Source organism: Mesorhizobium sp. M0139 (assembly GCF_040322455.1).
Taxonomy (GTDB): Bacteria; Pseudomonadota; Alphaproteobacteria; order Rhizobiales; family Rhizobiaceae; genus Mesorhizobium.
Window position 1 is genome coordinate 187,648 of the sequence record NZ_JAMYTN010000005.1, and the last position, 15,582, is coordinate 203,229.

Consider the following 15,582-nt stretch of genomic DNA (forward strand, 5'->3'; position numbering starts at 1 on the left):
AAAAGGAAAGACATGATGACGGCAATCAAGGACAGGGTCAGAAGCTTTATCGTCGACAACTTCCTGTTCGGCGACACCTCCTACAAACTGTCGGATTCAGCCTCGCTGATCGAGAACGACATTATCGACTCGACTGCGGTGCTTGAGCTGGTGGCCTTCATCGAGGACAATTTTGGCATCGCGATGGTGGACGCCGACATCGTTCCGTCCAACCTGGACTCGCTTGACCGCATCTCGTCCTTCATCGAGGCGAGAGCACAAACGCTGGCAGCGTAAGCGCCAACGGCGAGGAACGTCCCGTGCGGATCGAGCATTTTCTGGTGGCGAAGGCTGCTGCCCACCCGGCCAAGACGGCATTAGTCACCAGGGGCAAAAAGCTGAGCTACGAAGAACTCGACGACCTTTCGAGCCGGCTGGCCACCGCTCTCTTCATGAATGGGATCAGGCGCGACGACCGCGTTCTGATCTTCATGGACAATTGCTGGGAGGCCGCCGTATCGATCTTTGCGGCACTCAAGGCAGGTGCGACCTTCAGTCCGATCAACCCCTCCACAAAGGCCGACAAGCTCGGTTACGTCATCGCCGATTGCGACGCCAGGGCGGTCCTGACGCAGGCGAAGCTGATGCCCGTGGTCACCGAAGCCTGCGCATCGCAAGGCAAGACCGGCATCTTCGTGGCTTCCACCCCTGGGGCCGATGGGCAATGCCCGGCAGGGGCCGCGTCCCTGACTGACTGCCTGACGTTCGATGGCGCGGAGGTAAACCATCGCGGCATCGACGTCGACCTTGCGATGCTGATCTACACGTCAGGTTCGACCGGCCGGCCCAAGGGTGTGATGATGACGCATCGCAATTGCGACGCTGCCGCGGGGTCGATCGCCACCTATCTGCGCAACGCGCCGGACGACATCATCCTGAACGTCCTCCCGCTTGCCTTCGACTATGGCCTCTACCAGTTGCTGATGGCAGTCAGGCTCGGGGCCACGCTGGTGCTCGAGAAGTCCTTCGCCTTCCCGCACGAGATATTCGAACGCATCCGCAACGAGGGCGTCACCGGCCTTCCGCTGGTGCCTACCATGGCGGCGATGATCCTGCAGATGCGTGATCTGGCGCCGGGTTTCCTGCCCAGCCTCCGCTATATTTCCAACACCGCGGCCGCCTTGCCGCCAGCCCACATAGAACGCCTGCGCTCGCTGCTGCCCGGCGTCCGGATCTATTCGATGTATGGGCTGACCGAATGCAAGCGCTGCACCTATTTGCCACCTGAGGAACTTGACCGCCGGCCAGGGTCGGTCGGCATAGCCATCCCCAACACGGAAGCCTTTGTCGTCGACGACCTTGGACAACGCGTGCCGGCGGGCGTGGCGGGTGAGCTCGTCATCCGCGGTCCGCACGTCATGCAGGGCTATTGGCGCAACCAGGCCGCGACGGAACGAGCGCTCCGGCCGGGGCCTAACCCTTGGGAAAAGGTGCTCTATACGGGCGACCTGTTCCAGACCGACGAGGACGGCTTTCTCTATTTTGTCGGGCGTAAGGACGACATCATCAAGACGCGTGGCGAGAAGGTCGCCCCCAAGGAAGTGGAGGCCGTGCTCCACGCCCATCCAGGTATCGCGGAAGCGGTGGTCGTCGGCGTGCCGGATCCGGTGCTGGGGCATGCGATCGGCGCGCTCGTCGTGCGGTCCGACCCGGCGCTTGGCGGAAAGGACATCATTCGTCACTGCGCGCGCCACCTGGAGGATTTCATGGTCCCCAAAATCATAGAGTTCCGCAGCGAATTGCCGAAGACGGAGTCGGGCAAGGTCAGCCGCCGGCTCGCGGCTGAGATGATGGAGGCCGAGCAATGAACATCGGCTCAACCCAGGATGCGCCGGCCCTCACCCAAGCCCTGGCCATCGATCCCGCCGCGGAAACGGACAGGATCGTGGCGGCCCTGCGCGAGCAGTTGCGCGGCATTCGCAAACGCGGCCTCGTGCTTGGTCTTTCGGGCGGTATAGATTCCAGCGTTTCGGCTGCATTGGCCGCGCGGGCCGTCGGCCACCAGAATGTGCTGTGCGTCCTCATGCCGGAAAGCGATTCCGACCCCGAAAGCCTGCGGCTCGGCCATCTGGTCGCCGACACTTTCGGCGTCGAGGCCGTTGTGGAGGATATCGGGCCGACCCTGCGGGCAATGGGCTGCTATGAACGCCGCGACGCCTTCATCCGCGAATTGGTCCCGGACTATGGCAAGGGCTGGGCCTCGAAGATCGTGATCGCGAACGTGCTCGAAGGCGAGGGCTACAACATCTCGTCGCTGGTGGTGCAGGACCCGCAAGGCAAGCAGACGAAACTGCGGATGCCGGTGGCAGTCTATCTCGGCATCGTTGCCGCCACCAACATGAAGCAGCGCACCCGCAAGCAGCTCGAATATTATCATGCCGACCGGCTGAACTTCGCCGTGCTCGGCACACCGAACCGGCTGGAATACGACCAGGGGTTCTTCGTCAAGAACGGCGACGGCGCCGCCGACGTCAAGCCGATCGCGCATCTCTACAAGACGCAGGTCTATGCGCTAGCCGCCTATCTCGGCATTCCGGAAGAGGTCCGCAACCGGCCGCCGACCACCGACACCTACTCGCTGGCGCAGACGCAGGAAGAATTCTACTTCTCCCTGCCTTACGATCGGATGGATCTGTGTCTCTACGGCCTCAACAACGGCGTGTCCGCCGAGGTGGTAGGGCAAGCGGCGGGATTGGCCGCCTCACAGATCGAACGCGTCTGGGCCGACATCGCCGCCAAGCGAAAGGCGACGCGCTATCTGCACCTGCGCCCGCAGCTCGTTGACGGCGTGGACGAAGTCGGCTCCTGACCTGATGCATTATGCCATTCCGGACGGAAACCGCGCACCCTTTCCTGGAATTGCTCTAGGCGGAACGCTTCAGGTGAAGCGGCCGCCGATCAACTGGCTCCACTGCTCGCCCGCAAGCCCGTTCAGAAAGACCTGCGCGTTCTTCATGACATCCAGAAGCTCGGGATCGCGTGAATGCACGACGGTCGAGGCGACCGGTATGAAGGCTATGCGTCTTACAAGCATGGCGTCCAGAAGCGCGGGCTGGACGCGGCCGCGCAAGCCGGAGACACCGCGCCGGGCGGCATGCTCGACCAGGCAATCGATCACCGGCCCGGCCTGGCCGGGAAGAGCGAGGACCTGCAGCACGCGGCCGATCCCGTCCGGTCGAGCGTAGTAGGCGAAAGCGCCGACATTGGCGCCGTTCGGCGATGCCACCGACACGCAGACAAGCTCTCCGAAATCCGGCTTTTGCGCCGCATCGCCCAGAATATGGTTGAGCTGACCTTCCGCCCACTGCGGACGTAGCGGAAACTGGGCGCAAAGCGGCTCCAGCAGCCCCGCAAAGCTGCCGCTGTCGATCTCGGAGGTCCGAAATGCCCCCCGGCTCGATGCGTTGGCGACGACGCCGGTCCAGCGTCGTTGACTGCCCTTCATTTTGCGAAGGTAGAGCCGGTCGACGATCCGGGCGAGCGGGTTGAACATCCAGGCAAGCTTCATGTGATTGGCAAAAAGGCTGAGCATGAAGGTCGCCGGCCGCATCACGCGAACCCAGTCAAGGCTGTATTGCGGCAGCACAACGCCGCGAAGCCGCGTCCACAGTTTCACGGACGTATCATTGGCGGTTTCGCTGAAGGAGATGTCCTGCGGACCATCGAGGAAGGCCTTCAACAGGCGGGCACCGGCCATCGGATCGGTCTCGTGATCCTCGACCATCAGCGAGCTGCAGATGGCAGCGTAGAGCTGCCGGCCGTTGAATTTCATTGGCAGCGCATGAACGCCGACGAACCCGGAAACCTGGCCGGCGTCATTGACATGGACAAGCGAACGGAGCCCGCTGCCCCAGTCGGGTGCGTCCAGATAAAACCGCCTCATGTAATCGACGAGGGAGGCCGGCGCTGGCCCCCGCTTCTTGCGCAGCATGCGTTGAAACATGCCCGCGACGGCCGCAAGGTCGGCCTGATCGAGGGCGCGGACGACGCTCACGCCGGGCTCCCGGTTCCGGGAACCCGGCCACCATGTTTGCGCGCCATGGCGACACGGGGCTGGCCGTCGGCCGTCACGGCAAAGGTTGGGGTTTCGTAGGATTTCGTTCTCGATAAAAGGGTTGCTATCTGCCGATCTTGACCTTCGCCGAACTCAAATAGCAGCCATCCGCCTGGCTTGAGGAAAGCTGCGGCATCCCGGACCAGCCTTTGGAGGATCGAAATACCGTAAGGGCCGCCGTCGAAAGCTTCCCGAGGTTCGTTCTCCAACAGATGCGCGCTTTCGCTATCGAGACGGGATGAGGAAATATAGGGCGGGTTGCACACAACCATGTCGGCAGCGCCGCGGAGGCCGTCACCCTCGATCGCGGCAAATAGGTCGCCTTGCCGGACCTTGATCCTGTCCTGCAGGGCGAGGCGCACAACATTGCGGCGGGCAAGCGAAACCGTGCTGTCGGTCAGGTCCGCCGCCCATGCCCGAGCCCGAGGACATTCGCTGACGATGCCCACGGCAAGATTGCCGCTGCCGCAGCACATGTCGATCAGGATCGTTTCGTGCGCCTGTTCGCCAAGAATGGCCGCGGCCGTCCGGCCAAGCAGTTCCGTTTCGGCTCGCGGCACCAGGACGTCAGGCGCGAGTTCCAGCTCAACCCGCATGAAGCGGTGCAATCGCGGCCAATTGCGATCGTTTGCACGGCCGGCAGGAAGGCTGTGATGCTGCGGCAAGGAAAATCCCTATCCTGAGGATAAAACGCGGGTTCCCTGTTGTTACCAACTCCGGGTAAATTGATGTTAAAGATCATGATTGGATTGGGAGTAACCGGCCTATGTTGGCGGCGTCCTGTCCCATCAATGGCGAATTCCTGTGCCGCCGCAAGCCGATCCATGCGCTAATTCAGAGCAACGCCTCGTACCGGTCTCCGATCTTTTCAATTTCGAAATCCGCCGCCCTGCTTTTCAGGATCGCGGCGGTTGTCGGCTGGTCGAGCATTCCGGCCATCGCCACTGCCAGGGCCGCGGCATCGCCGACCGGCACCAGGGCGCCGAAGCGGCCGTCATCAAGTATTTCGCGCGGGCCGTGCGGCGCGTCCGTGGAGACCACCGGAATCCCCGCTGCCATGGCCTCGACCAGAACATTGCCGAAGCCCTCGCTGGTCGATGATAGGACGAACAAGTCAGCTACTGCGTAGCAGGCCGCCGGATCATTGACATAGCCCGCAAACAGAACGTCTGCGCCGATACCGGATTCTTCGGCATAGGCGCGCAGCTCGTCGGCCAGCGGACCCTCGCCGAAGATGACAAGCCGGGCCCGGCGGCCGGCGCGCAGCACAGCGAAGGCCCGCAGCAACGTCCAATGATCCTTAACCGGCACCAGGCGTCCGGCGGTGATGATGATGGGGCCGTCGCCCATCGCCGCGAGCTCTGCCTGCCAGGCGTAGGAGCGTTGCTGGGATGCCGCAGCCGGCGGCAGCGGGTTGTTGATGACCACGACCTTGGATTTCGGGAAGCCTCGGGCCACAAGATCGCCGCCGACACCCTCAGAAACCGCGATGGCCCTGGTGGCGCGGGCCGCAACCAGGGCCGAAAGCCAGACCGCCATTTTCGCGCCAAGGCTGCCGGAAGGCAGTGAGGCGGCGGCGTGGAAACTCGGGAAGAACCGCGCCCTGCTTCGCGCGAGGGAAAGCGCCAGCGCCACGACCAGATTGGCGAATTCCGGGGCGCTGTAGATCGCGTCGGGAGAAAGGCGGCCAAGCAGGCCCGCGCTTCGCACGATGCCTTTCAATGTCGCCCACTTGCCATAACCCTCGCCGCGAATGGGGAGGCCGAAATCGACCAGATGCACGGCAGGCGAAAGCAGGGCGGCATTGGGCCCCTGCGCGTTCCAGGTAAAAAGCGTGACGTTGTGGCCGCGCGATGCCAGCTCGTTCGCTATCAGGACGAACACACGCTCGGCGCCGCCGCCCCTGAGGCTGGCAATGTGAAAGACAATCCGCTTCGCCATTTCAGGCGCGGCTGGCAATGACGTCCGGGCGGTTCGGCGGAAGACGCATGTCGCGCACGATACCCAGGGTAATGGCGAGCAACATGCCAAGGATCATGCCGCCAATGGCCCCCAGGCCGATCATCACGACCGTGCGCGGGGGCCATGAACGGCCCTTTGGCGGCACTGCGGTGGAAATCACCTGCACATTGGTGCTGTCGATCTGTTCGCGCTCGGTTATCTGGCGTGCCCGCGACAGGAAGCTTTCATAGATAGCCGTCTTCGACGCGGCGTCACGTTCAAGTTCACGCAAGGCGACCTCGGAATCGCTATCCGAGAACACGTTGCCCTTCAAGTCATTCATCTTGGCATTGAGGGAGGCCGACAAGGTTTTGGCGGCATCGAGATTGACCTTCGCCAGGCGCAGGGTGCGCGCGTATTCGGCGCTGAGTTGCGCGCTGACCGTGTTGTACTCCGTCTTCAGCCTGACGATCGACGGATGACGGGGGCCAAAGGTCATCGACTGCGAATCGATCTGCTGGCGCAGGCCGTTGGCCGTTGCGCGCAGCGCCACAAGCGCCTCCGACGTGGCGGGACCGGAATTGGTGCCGTTTGCGCCGGCGGCAAGCAGGGCGTCGTAACTTGCCTGCGCGGCGATGACGCGCGATTGCGTCTCCACGATCTGGCCGTTGAGCTGGGTCATGGTTTGCGAGGAAACAAGCTGCCCATTGCTGGTGGCCAGATTGTGGCTGCGCCTATAGGCCTCGACCTTCTCTTCGGCCGCCTGCACATCGCTCTTGAGCTGGCCCAGCCGCCCGTCCAGCGCGGCCGCGGCACGGCTGGCGCCGGAAGCCTCGGCGCTGGCCAGCTCTTCCTGGAAAGTCTTGACGATATCCTGCGAAATCAGGATCGCCTTAGCGGGGGTTTCCGCCGATACCATCAAGGTCGTGACAAACGACTTTTCATCCGCGATGCTGCTAACCCGTTCCGCCAGGTTCTTCAGGGCGGTAAGCTTTGGGTCGGGTTTGGCGCCGTCCGTCCCTGTGCGGCTTCGGTCCGCGTCGAAGAACTCCGGGTCACTGGCCAGGTCAAGATCGTCTACAACACGTGAAAGCACGCTGCCCGAGGTCAAGATGCGCTCTTTGCTGCGCGCGCTGAGCAGCTGTCCATCGACCTGGGCCGATTGCGGGTAAAGATCATTCGGAACAACCTGAAGATTGGCGGGATTGATGAGGATGTCCGTGGTCACGGTGTAGCGCTGCTTGCTCAGCAGAGCGTAGGCACCGCCGATGATCCCGCCGGCGATTGCCAGCAGGCATACCAGAGCGAGGCCGGCGCGCAGCCAGACAAACAGACGCCCGAAATCGAGTTCGAGAAAGGTTCCGATCTTGTTGAGCGTCACCGTCGTGACGGGCTCGGCTACAGGCGGCGCCACGGGTGCAGGCGACACAGGGGCCGACGTTACAGGGGCCGACGTTACAGCGGGTGCCGCCGCATGTGCCATGATCGGCGCGGTTTGTTGCGGCTTTGGCCTGCTGGCGCGCCGCGCATTTTCGATCCGTTCATAGGGGCTAATGCCGGCGGCGGCCGCGGCTGGAGGAGGACCGGAAGCGGCGGACATCATGCTAACCCTTTAATATTCAATACGCACAGCCTGCTTTACGGAAACATCGTTAACATTTCATTTTCCAGGCGTGTCAGGCGCGTTCCGGAACAGCGATCTATCCACCCTTGGTCGGTATTCTGCCACGCCCGTCGTAGCCTGGCAAAGCGTGCAGGCGTTTCAAATGGAAATACAAGAGGTCGTCGCGAGGGCACCCGCAAGGAGCGGGCTTGGCGTCATGTCGCTGTTGATGCTGGTTGGCCTGAAGGGGCGTGCCGAGGCGCCCATCCGGCTTTCGATAAGCGAGCAACAAGATGACGAGCAGCATGATATCCGGCGCCTTCGAAGAAAGGGCATTGTTTGACAATGCCGCGAGAATGGACGCGGCCGCTGCGATATGGGCGGCCCGAGGCGTATTGCGCAGGAGCTTGAAAAGGAACCGGAAGAAAGCAAACGCGAAGAGCAGGGCGATCGGCAGGCCGAACAAAAGCGTAAGAACGACCGGCGTGCTTTCGATGAAGGGGAGGTTGAGCTTTTCGTTGACGATCTTCAACAACTCGTTGGGATTCATGCCAAGCAGGATGTCCCTCCATTCAACGAACTTGAATACATCGTAGATCTTGACGCGCGCGTCGTAATTTTGATCAAAGAGCGTGTTGCTGAAGCGGTTCAGCAGCCCCGCCGAAAAGAGTATCGCAATCAGTATGGCGCCACCGGCCAGCGTCAGCATCAGCACCAGGAGTTTGGCCTGGCGTTGATGTCTGGGTGACAAGTCCGGCCAAGGCAGGAACACGAGCAGGAACAGGATCTCGCCGCAAGCGAGCAGCAGGGCGGTGCGCGCGCCCGAAGCGGCCGTGCCGATGAAGAGAATGAAGATGCAAAGCGCGCACACCCAGATACGCCACCGCGTCAATGCAACGAAACCTATGGCGGTGGTGCAAAGCGCGCCCAGCGCCAGCGGATGGGCCGACAGTCCGATCGGCCGAAAGTCCAGCTCAACGAGGGGATAGGGCAGGAATCGATGCTGGGTGACGGCCTCGATCGTTCCGATGATGGCGCTGAGGACGATCATGCCGACGATGACATTGCCAAGCGCCCTGCGCACATGGTCACCCAGGGCAAGCATGATCATCGCCGCGGCACAAGAGACCAGATAGGAATCGATTATGAAGCCGGCCGAGCCGGCACGGCCTATCACGAAGAGATAAGGCACCAGCCATAACAGCAGCAGCGAATATAACAATGTCGCCTTGAACAGCCTGACTTCATCGCCTTCGAGCCGAATTGGCCGGGTCGTGGCGATGACGACAAGCAGCAGAAAGATGGCATAGGTCCCGATATGCAGCTTTTCGGGAAACGACCCCCCCTCCGTCGAATAGGACATCACCATATTCATCAACTGCGGAGAGATGGTCGAGCGGAGCAGGAAAGCGAAGGCCGCGAGGAGAAAGAACAGGAGTGTGAGGGCGTCTTGGCGGCTGGCCTGCGCGGTCACGAACTGTTGCTCTGTGGGGGTGACACTCACGATTATCCGACCAGCGTTGCGGCTTGCGATTGAGATGGCAGGGGACGAACGCGCCCCCGGGTACATTTTCCTGCACGAACGTAAAGGAATATGGATAACCCGATCTTAACAGTGGCGATGCCGGGCATGGGCCGCCACATGTCAGCTTTGCCGAAAAGCCGGACACCGCTCATTGAAATCTCACCAAAGTGCGCCGCGTGGGAACGAATGCACGCAATGCACTTGCGCGACATGCATCGGCAGCCGGATTTACGCTATTCGTGAACTCGGTAACCCACACTTAATTGGCCGGTCGTATTGATGGCGATGCTTTGCACGGCGCCCGACGCGCTGCCTGTGGACGGCACAATGGCATCAGGCACCGGCAAAGCGCAGGAGATCAAGGTGAAGAAGTTCTATTCGATTCAGTATCTTCGCGCCTGCGCCGCCTTGCTGGTTCTGTTCGCACACGCCTTTTCCTATCAGATTGGCGTGGACAATCTGATTATTGTGACGGCGGGCCGCCTGGGCGTCGTTCTGTTCTTTGTCATCAGCGGTTTCATAATGGTCCATATTACGGGAGATGGTCCGTTTTCTGCTGCCACCTTCCTGAAACGCCGAGCAATCCGGATCATCCCCCTTTACTGGCTTTTCACCAGCCTCGCCGCGGTTCTGGCGGCGCTCGCGCCAAGTCTCTTCCAGAAGACCGTCTTTACGTGGCCCCACTATCTTCAGTCGCTCCTCTTCATTGTTCACGAAGCGCCTGGACGGGATAGCGCCAGTCCAATCCTCTCACTCGGCTGGACGCTCAATTACGAGGTATTTTTCTATATCGCTTTTGCGGTGTTCGCATTCCTGTCCGTGACCTCGCGCGTATTTGTGCTGACGGTCTTTTTCATTGCGATGTGGATAGCCGGGCTGTGGCTGGCTCCCACCAACCCTGTTATCCAGTTCTATCTCAACCCTTCTCCGGTGGCATTCGTCATCGGTATGTGGATAGGGCGGCGCTATTTGGACGGTGATTTCACTTCCGACATACGCCATGCTTGGATATTCGGCGTAATGACCGCTGCGGGCGGGGTGCTTTCATTCGTCGATGACGGTACGCCGCTCTTGGGTCAGATCAGCTTCGCGGGACAAGCAATGTGGGCGGCGGGCCTACTTCATCTCAGCCTCATTCTGGAGCCGAAACTCAAGCACTGGAGCCTTCTCGAGCAGTTGGGCGACGCTTCCTACGCGCTTTATCTGTCGCATATCTTCGTGATCGGCGCTGTGGCGTACCTGGCCAGACGCACCGTCGGATACGAGCATCCGACAACGGTATTGTTGGTGTCGGTGGTCAGCATCGTGGCAGCCTGCCTCGTCAGTCTGGTGATTTACCAGATGATCGAGAAGCCGATTCTTCAGACCCTGAACGGCAAAAGGAAGACGAGAAACACACCGCTTCCTCATATTGCCACGGAGAACAAATAAGCAGGCCAAGCAACGGGACGGTCACGGCTTTCAGCGCTTCAGTCAGCCCGCGCTGTCCACGACCTCGACATTGCCGGCGCGGTTAAGCGTATGAATGCCCGTGCGTGCCCATGCCGGACCCGCGCCGATCGGCCGGGGCGAGGCGAAGCGGACATCGGACGCGTCGAGTCGCTCAAGCTGCATCAGCCCCAGACCACCGCCATAGGCCCTCGATCCGTTCTGCACCGGCAGCACCAGGGCATCGTCCTGGCGGATAAAGGCGCCGCCCGGCCGGGTGGCCGAATGATCGACGGCAATGGGATTGAGCGGATGGGCGACCCATGGCCCGCGCAGCGAGGGCGCGCAATAGACCGCCATCGTGTCCGACGCGCTGCCGTAGCCGAACCGCTCCGTTCCAACCAGCCAGAAGCGACCGTCGGATTCGAGCAGCGTCGCGTCGTTGAAATCCCTGTCCGCCATCAGCACCGTGTCGCGGACCCAGCGGTCGGGAAACTGCGCGGCGCGATAGAGCACAAGTTCGCGAGCCGAACCACTTTCGGGGATCATGAAAATCTCGCCATCGTGTGCGAACACCTGCGGATACGACAGGTGGTGCGCTTCCTCCAATACAACCCTTGGAACACCGAAAGTGCCATCGTCACCGAGCTCGGCGACGGAAATCACGCCGCGACTCGTCGCGTAGGGGAATTCCTCGACAAACAGATGATGGCGGCGGTCGGCCTCGAAGACGAACGGGTCGGCATAGAAGCGTTGGCCATCGTCCGGCAGGACTGTGAACGGTTTGCCGTCGAGTTGCCCGGTTTCGGCGATGCCTGGTCCGTCGATCACCCGATAGGCAACCTGCCAATAGAAGGGGCGTCGTCCCCGCCTGATTTTTTGCACGGCGCGATCGATCAAAGCCCTGCCAAAAAAGGGCACATAGTGTCGAACAAAACTGTCGTTCTTCAGGATCGGCACCGGGTTGTCGCTTACCGGCACAAGCTTGCCCGCAAAGAAGCGGGCGACGGTTTGCATGATCAGCGACATGGCGCCGGCGAGCAGGTCGTTGCAGCTTCGGGATAGCCAGAGCCTGTCTGCCAGCATCGGTCTAGCCTGGGCCACGACAACGCCATCGAGGCGAGCGCCAAGTTCAGGCAATTGTCCGCTCGCCAACATTGCGGCAACGCCGGCTGGAAAGCTGTTGCGACCGCAAAATTCGAGCCTCAGGACTGGCGCGTCTTGCCCCGTTGCGCTGGCAGTGAGATCTATGACGAGGTCCGGAGGGCCGCGATCGATGGGCGGCAACGGCTCGGACCGGCCCGCCAGCGAGGGACCGAAACGCCGGCTCTCGATCGCCAAGACAGTGTCCAGCCCCCGAGCGGTTGGCGCCGGCGCCGGCGCGTGGCAACTCGAGACCACGTAACCTGCCGCATCCAACCGCATAAAAAGCTCATTTTCCCAGCGCCGGGATCCGACGGCGTGGCCGATGATTAAAATATTAGTCAACCCAAGTTATTCTCGTTAAAGCAAAAATGGCTTGCTCTGGTATCTTTCCCCACAGCTCCTGGCAAGGGTTGCCCAAGGGGGGCTGCGGACTCTAGCGTTAATCATACGTTAATTTTTTTGAACACGAAGGCGGTTCAGGGCGCTATTGTTAGGCTGAAAGCACATGTCAGCCGGGCGCCCACGCTTTCGGTGACCAGGGTCAACCATGAACGCCGTTTCACATCCGAGATTGCCCTCAAGGCGAAAACTGCTGATCGTGTTCGGCACGAGGCCGGAGGCGCTCAAATGTTTTCCGGTGGCGCGCGCCGCGCTCGCCCATCCAGGCTTTACCACGGAAATATGTGTGACGGGCCAGCATCGCGAGATGGTCGATCAGGTCATTGAATTGACGGGCCTGCCGGTGCACTACGATCTCAACATCATGCAGCCAGGTCAGACGTTGTTCGACGTGACCTCGCGCGTGCTCCTCGGAATGGCGGGGGTGCTGGAGAAGGCGAAGCCGGACATCGTCATCGTCCAGGGCGACACAACCACCGCGATGACCGCGGCTCTAGCTGCCTTCTACAAGCGGATTCCGGTTGCCCATATCGAGGCGGGATTGCGCAGCCACAACATCAACTCTCCCTTTCCGGAGGAACTGAACCGCAAGATTGCCGGCAACATCGCCACTTGGCATTTTGCGCCGACCACCGAGGCGCGCGACAATCTCATCGCCGAAGGAAAGGCTGCGAACACCATCTTCGTAACCGGCAATACCGTGATCGACACGCTGCTGCATTTCTCCAGCGAGATCGATGCCGACAAGCTGATGAACGCCAAGCTCGCCGCTCGTTTCCCCTTCATCGATCCGACCAAGAAAATGATCCTCGTCACCGGTCATCGCCGTGAGAATTTCGATGGCGGCATCCAGAGGATCTGCACCGCGCTGAAGGCATTGTCGGCGCGCAGGGATGTGCAGATCATCTACCCGGTCCATCCCAACCCGAATGTGCGCTCCGTGGTCGACGCCGAAATCGGGACGGTGCCGAACATCCACCTGATCGACCCGCAGGACTATTTGCCGTTCCTGTACCTGCAGAAACAGAGCTACCTGGTGTTGACCGACAGCGGCGGCGTGCAGGAAGAGGCGCCTTCACTCGGCAAGCCGGTGCTGGTGATGCGGGAAAACACGGAGCGACCCGAAGGGATCGCCGCTGGTACTGCCCGGCTGGTCGGTACCGATATCGAAAAAATTCTGGCCAATGCCAATAGCCTGCTCGATGATGAGAGCGTCTATCGCGGCATGGCGGAGAGGCACAACCCATACGGCGATGGCCAAGCTGCGACCCGGATCGTTGAGGAATTGCTGAATCATGGCTGAAATCAAAACCGTTTCCGTTATCGGCATGGGCTATATCGGCCTGCCGACCTGCGCCATTTTTGCCAGCCGCGGACTCGAAGTCATCGGTGTCGATATCAATGAGGCGGTGGTCGCGAAGGTCAACCGCGGCGAAATCCACATCATCGAACCGGACCTGGATGGTTTGATCCAGAAAGTCGTCGCCAATGGCAAGCTCAAGGCATTCAGCACGCCTCAGCCGGCCGATGCCTATATTATTGCCGTTCCAACTCCGATCACCCCGGACCGCAAGCCGGATGTCAGCTACGTGCTTGCGGCAGCGCGAAGCATCGCTCCGGTGCTAAAACGGGACGACCTGGTGGTGCTGGAATCAACATCGCCGGTCGGCACGACGCGCGTCATGACAGCGCTGCTCGCGGAACTGCGACCCGATCTCAAATTTCCCGTTGCGCATGGCGAGGAAGCTGACGTCCTGGTCGCCTACTCTCCCGAGCGCGTGCTGCCGGGAAAGGTGCTGACCGAGCTGATCAACAATGATCGCTCGATCGGCGGACTGTCCCGAAAGTCTTCGGAGCGGACAGCGGCACTCTATTCAAGCTTCGTCGCCGGCGACCTGTTCATAACCCAGGCCGAAAGCGCGGAACTGGTTAAGCTGACCGAAAATGCGTTCCGCGATGTCAATATCGCCTTCGCCAATGAGCTTGCGGCGGTGTGCCAGGATCTATCGCTCAATGTCTGGGAGGTAATCGATCTCGCCAACCGGCATCCTCGCGTGAACATCCTGCAGCCGAGCCCGGGCGTGGGCGGCCACTGCATTGCGATCGATCCGTATTTTATCATCGACGCCGCACCGAACAATACGCGGCTGATCAGTTCGGCACGGCGCATCAATTCCGAGCGACCCTTGTCGGTGGTCAGGGACATCGAGGCATTGCTCGACCCGACCCGCAACCAGACGATCGCCTGTCTTGGCCTCAGCTTCAAACCCAATATCGACGATATGCGCGAGAGCCCGGCTGTCGAGGTTGTTAAGCTTCTGTCCAAGATTCCCAATATCAAGATCGTCGCTGCCGAGCCCAATGCGCGTCAGTTGCCACACGAGCTCGAGGGCAGCGGCATCATGTTCACCGATGCACTTTCCGCTATTGACCAATCCGATATCGTCGTCCTGCTGGTCGACCATCGACAATTCAATCTGATCGATCCCGAAGCGCTCAAGGACAAGAAGCTCGTCGACACACGGGGCCTGTGGACCTGGCGCAAGGCGCGCAAGCCCGACGCCCGCATCGAAGGCAAGAAATCCGAAATGGAACGCTCGCAGTCTCTCGCTCGCACCGGAGAAGCGGCATGAACTCGCATGACCCGGCATGGGCGCAACACTCCCTATTGGCATCACGCCGCCGCGAGTTTCTCGGTGCGACCATCCATGCGCTGACCATGGCCGAGACGCTGGCCATCGCAGACGAGGCGATGGCGACGCGGCGACCGCTTCATCATGTTGTCGTGAACGTCGCCAAGCTTGTGAACATGCGCAAGAATGCCGAACTGCGCGAGGATGTCGTCGGGGCGGATATGGTCAATGTCGACGGCAAAGGCGTGCTTTGGGGCGCGCGGCTCTGCGGCGTCGAGTTGCCGGAGCGTGTGACCGGCGTCGACGTCATGATCAACCTGCTTGCGCTGTGCGCCAAGCGTGGCTATCGCCCCTACCTTTTGGGCGCTGAACAGCACATTCTCGACGCAGTTGAAAGCCGACTTGCCAGAGATCATCCGAGCCTGGCCATTGCCGGCCGGCGCAATGGGTATTTCAAGGCGGAGGAAGAGGCCGCGATCGTCGAGGCCATCAACGCTTCAGGTGCCGACTGCCTGTTTGTGGCGATGCCGACGCCGAGCAAGGAGCGCTTTCTCAAGCGCTATCGCGACGTACTCGCTCCGAGTTTCGTCATGGGCGTGGGCGGCAGCTTCGACGTCTATGGTGGAAAGGTCGCCCGGGCACCGAAACTGGTTCAGGCGGCCGGCCTGGAGTGGCTGTTCCGCGTGGCGCAGGAGCCGCGACGCTTGTGGCGCCGCTACTACGATACCAACACCGCCTATGCACTGCTGCTGTGGCGTGAGTTCTGGTCTCGCCGGGGACGCCGAAACGTCAATCCGTAAGCTCGCGACTTTCA

General features: G+C 61.2%; 13 protein-coding genes. 7 read left to right on the forward strand and 6 right to left on the reverse strand.

Annotation, left to right across the window (positions count from 1 at the left end; translation table 11 throughout):
• Nucleotides 1–12: 12 nt before the first annotated feature.
• From NKJ58_RS10305 to nadE, 3 genes are read left to right on the forward strand one after another with little or no spacing between them, the layout of a single operon-like run.
• Nucleotides 13–276, forward strand: a complete 264-nt coding sequence (locus NKJ58_RS10305) for an acyl carrier protein (protein WP_352853067.1) — start codon at nucleotides 13–15, stop codon at nucleotides 274–276.
• A gap of 23 nt (nucleotides 277–299) precedes the next feature.
• On the forward strand, nucleotides 300–1,847 hold the full coding sequence (locus tag NKJ58_RS10310; RefSeq protein WP_352853068.1) for a class I adenylate-forming enzyme family protein: 1,548 nt from the start codon (nucleotides 300–302) through the stop codon (nucleotides 1,845–1,847).
• Nucleotides 1,844–2,848 (forward strand): NAD(+) synthase, encoded by a 1,005-nt coding sequence (gene nadE, locus NKJ58_RS10315; RefSeq protein ID WP_023831510.1) that lies wholly within the window; start codon nucleotides 1,844–1,846, stop codon nucleotides 2,846–2,848. Before NKJ58_RS10310 ends, nadE begins: the two co-directional genes overlap by 4 nt.
• 69 nt (nucleotides 2,849–2,917) lie before the next feature.
• Here nadE and NKJ58_RS10320 read toward each other — a convergent pair whose 3' ends face one another.
• The 5 genes from NKJ58_RS10320 to NKJ58_RS10340 all read right to left on the reverse strand — a co-directional run bounded on the left by NKJ58_RS10320 (nucleotide 2,918) and on the right by NKJ58_RS10340 (nucleotide 9,111).
• Nucleotides 2,918–4,033 carry a hypothetical protein gene (locus NKJ58_RS10320; RefSeq protein ID WP_352853069.1) on the reverse strand — a complete coding sequence of 372 codons (1,116 nt, stop codon included), beginning with the start codon at nucleotides 4,031–4,033 and terminating at the stop codon, nucleotides 2,918–2,920.
• A complete protein-coding gene (locus tag NKJ58_RS10325) occupies nucleotides 4,030–4,758 on the reverse strand; it encodes a N5-glutamine methyltransferase family protein (RefSeq protein WP_023671791.1) in 729 nt (242 codons plus the stop codon). Before NKJ58_RS10325 ends, NKJ58_RS10320 begins: the two co-directional genes overlap by 4 nt.
• 169 nt (nucleotides 4,759–4,927) lie before the next feature.
• On the reverse strand, nucleotides 4,928–6,034 hold the full coding sequence (locus NKJ58_RS10330; protein ID WP_023671792.1) for a glycosyltransferase: 1,107 nt from the start codon (nucleotides 6,032–6,034) through the stop codon (nucleotides 4,928–4,930).
• Between the two features lies 1 nt (nucleotide 6,035).
• Nucleotides 6,036–7,634, reverse strand: a complete 1,599-nt coding sequence (locus NKJ58_RS10335) for a GumC family protein (RefSeq protein WP_352853070.1) — start codon at nucleotides 7,632–7,634, stop codon at nucleotides 6,036–6,038.
• 100 nt (nucleotides 7,635–7,734) lie between these two features.
• Nucleotides 7,735–9,111 carry a VpsF family polysaccharide biosynthesis protein gene (locus tag NKJ58_RS10340; RefSeq protein ID WP_352853071.1) on the reverse strand — a complete coding sequence of 459 codons (1,377 nt, stop codon included), beginning with the start codon at nucleotides 9,109–9,111 and terminating at the stop codon, nucleotides 7,735–7,737.
• 378 nt (nucleotides 9,112–9,489) lie between these two features.
• On the opposite strand from NKJ58_RS10340, the gene NKJ58_RS10345 reads away from it, so the two are divergent.
• On the forward strand, nucleotides 9,490–10,593 hold the full coding sequence (locus NKJ58_RS10345) for an acyltransferase family protein (protein WP_196814062.1): 1,104 nt from the start codon (nucleotides 9,490–9,492) through the stop codon (nucleotides 10,591–10,593).
• A 42-nt stretch (nucleotides 10,594–10,635) separates the two neighbouring features.
• Here the strand turns inward: NKJ58_RS10345 and NKJ58_RS10350 are convergent, their stop codons facing one another.
• Nucleotides 10,636–11,550 carry a glucosamine inositolphosphorylceramide transferase family protein gene (locus NKJ58_RS10350; protein WP_245260025.1) on the reverse strand — a complete coding sequence of 305 codons (915 nt, stop codon included), beginning with the start codon at nucleotides 11,548–11,550 and terminating at the stop codon, nucleotides 10,636–10,638.
• A 733-nt stretch (nucleotides 11,551–12,283) separates the two neighbouring features.
• Here NKJ58_RS10350 and wecB point away from each other — a divergent pair.
• Genes wecB through NKJ58_RS10365 form a run of 3 tightly spaced genes read left to right on the forward strand, consistent with a single transcriptional unit; the run spans nucleotide 12,284 to nucleotide 15,568 of the window.
• Nucleotides 12,284–13,438, forward strand: a complete 1,155-nt coding sequence (wecB, locus tag NKJ58_RS10355) for a non-hydrolyzing UDP-N-acetylglucosamine 2-epimerase (protein ID WP_023671798.1) — start codon at nucleotides 12,284–12,286, stop codon at nucleotides 13,436–13,438.
• Nucleotides 13,431–14,768 (forward strand): UDP-N-acetyl-D-mannosamine dehydrogenase, encoded by a 1,338-nt coding sequence (gene wecC, locus NKJ58_RS10360; protein WP_023671799.1) that lies wholly within the window; start codon nucleotides 13,431–13,433, stop codon nucleotides 14,766–14,768. The genes wecB and wecC overlap by 8 nt, the downstream gene beginning before the upstream one ends.
• Nucleotides 14,765–15,568, forward strand: coding sequence for a WecB/TagA/CpsF family glycosyltransferase (locus NKJ58_RS10365; protein WP_023725122.1), 804 nt, complete (start codon nucleotides 14,765–14,767; stop codon nucleotides 15,566–15,568). The genes wecC and NKJ58_RS10365 overlap by 4 nt, the downstream gene beginning before the upstream one ends.
• Nucleotides 15,569–15,582: the final 14 nt, after the last annotated feature.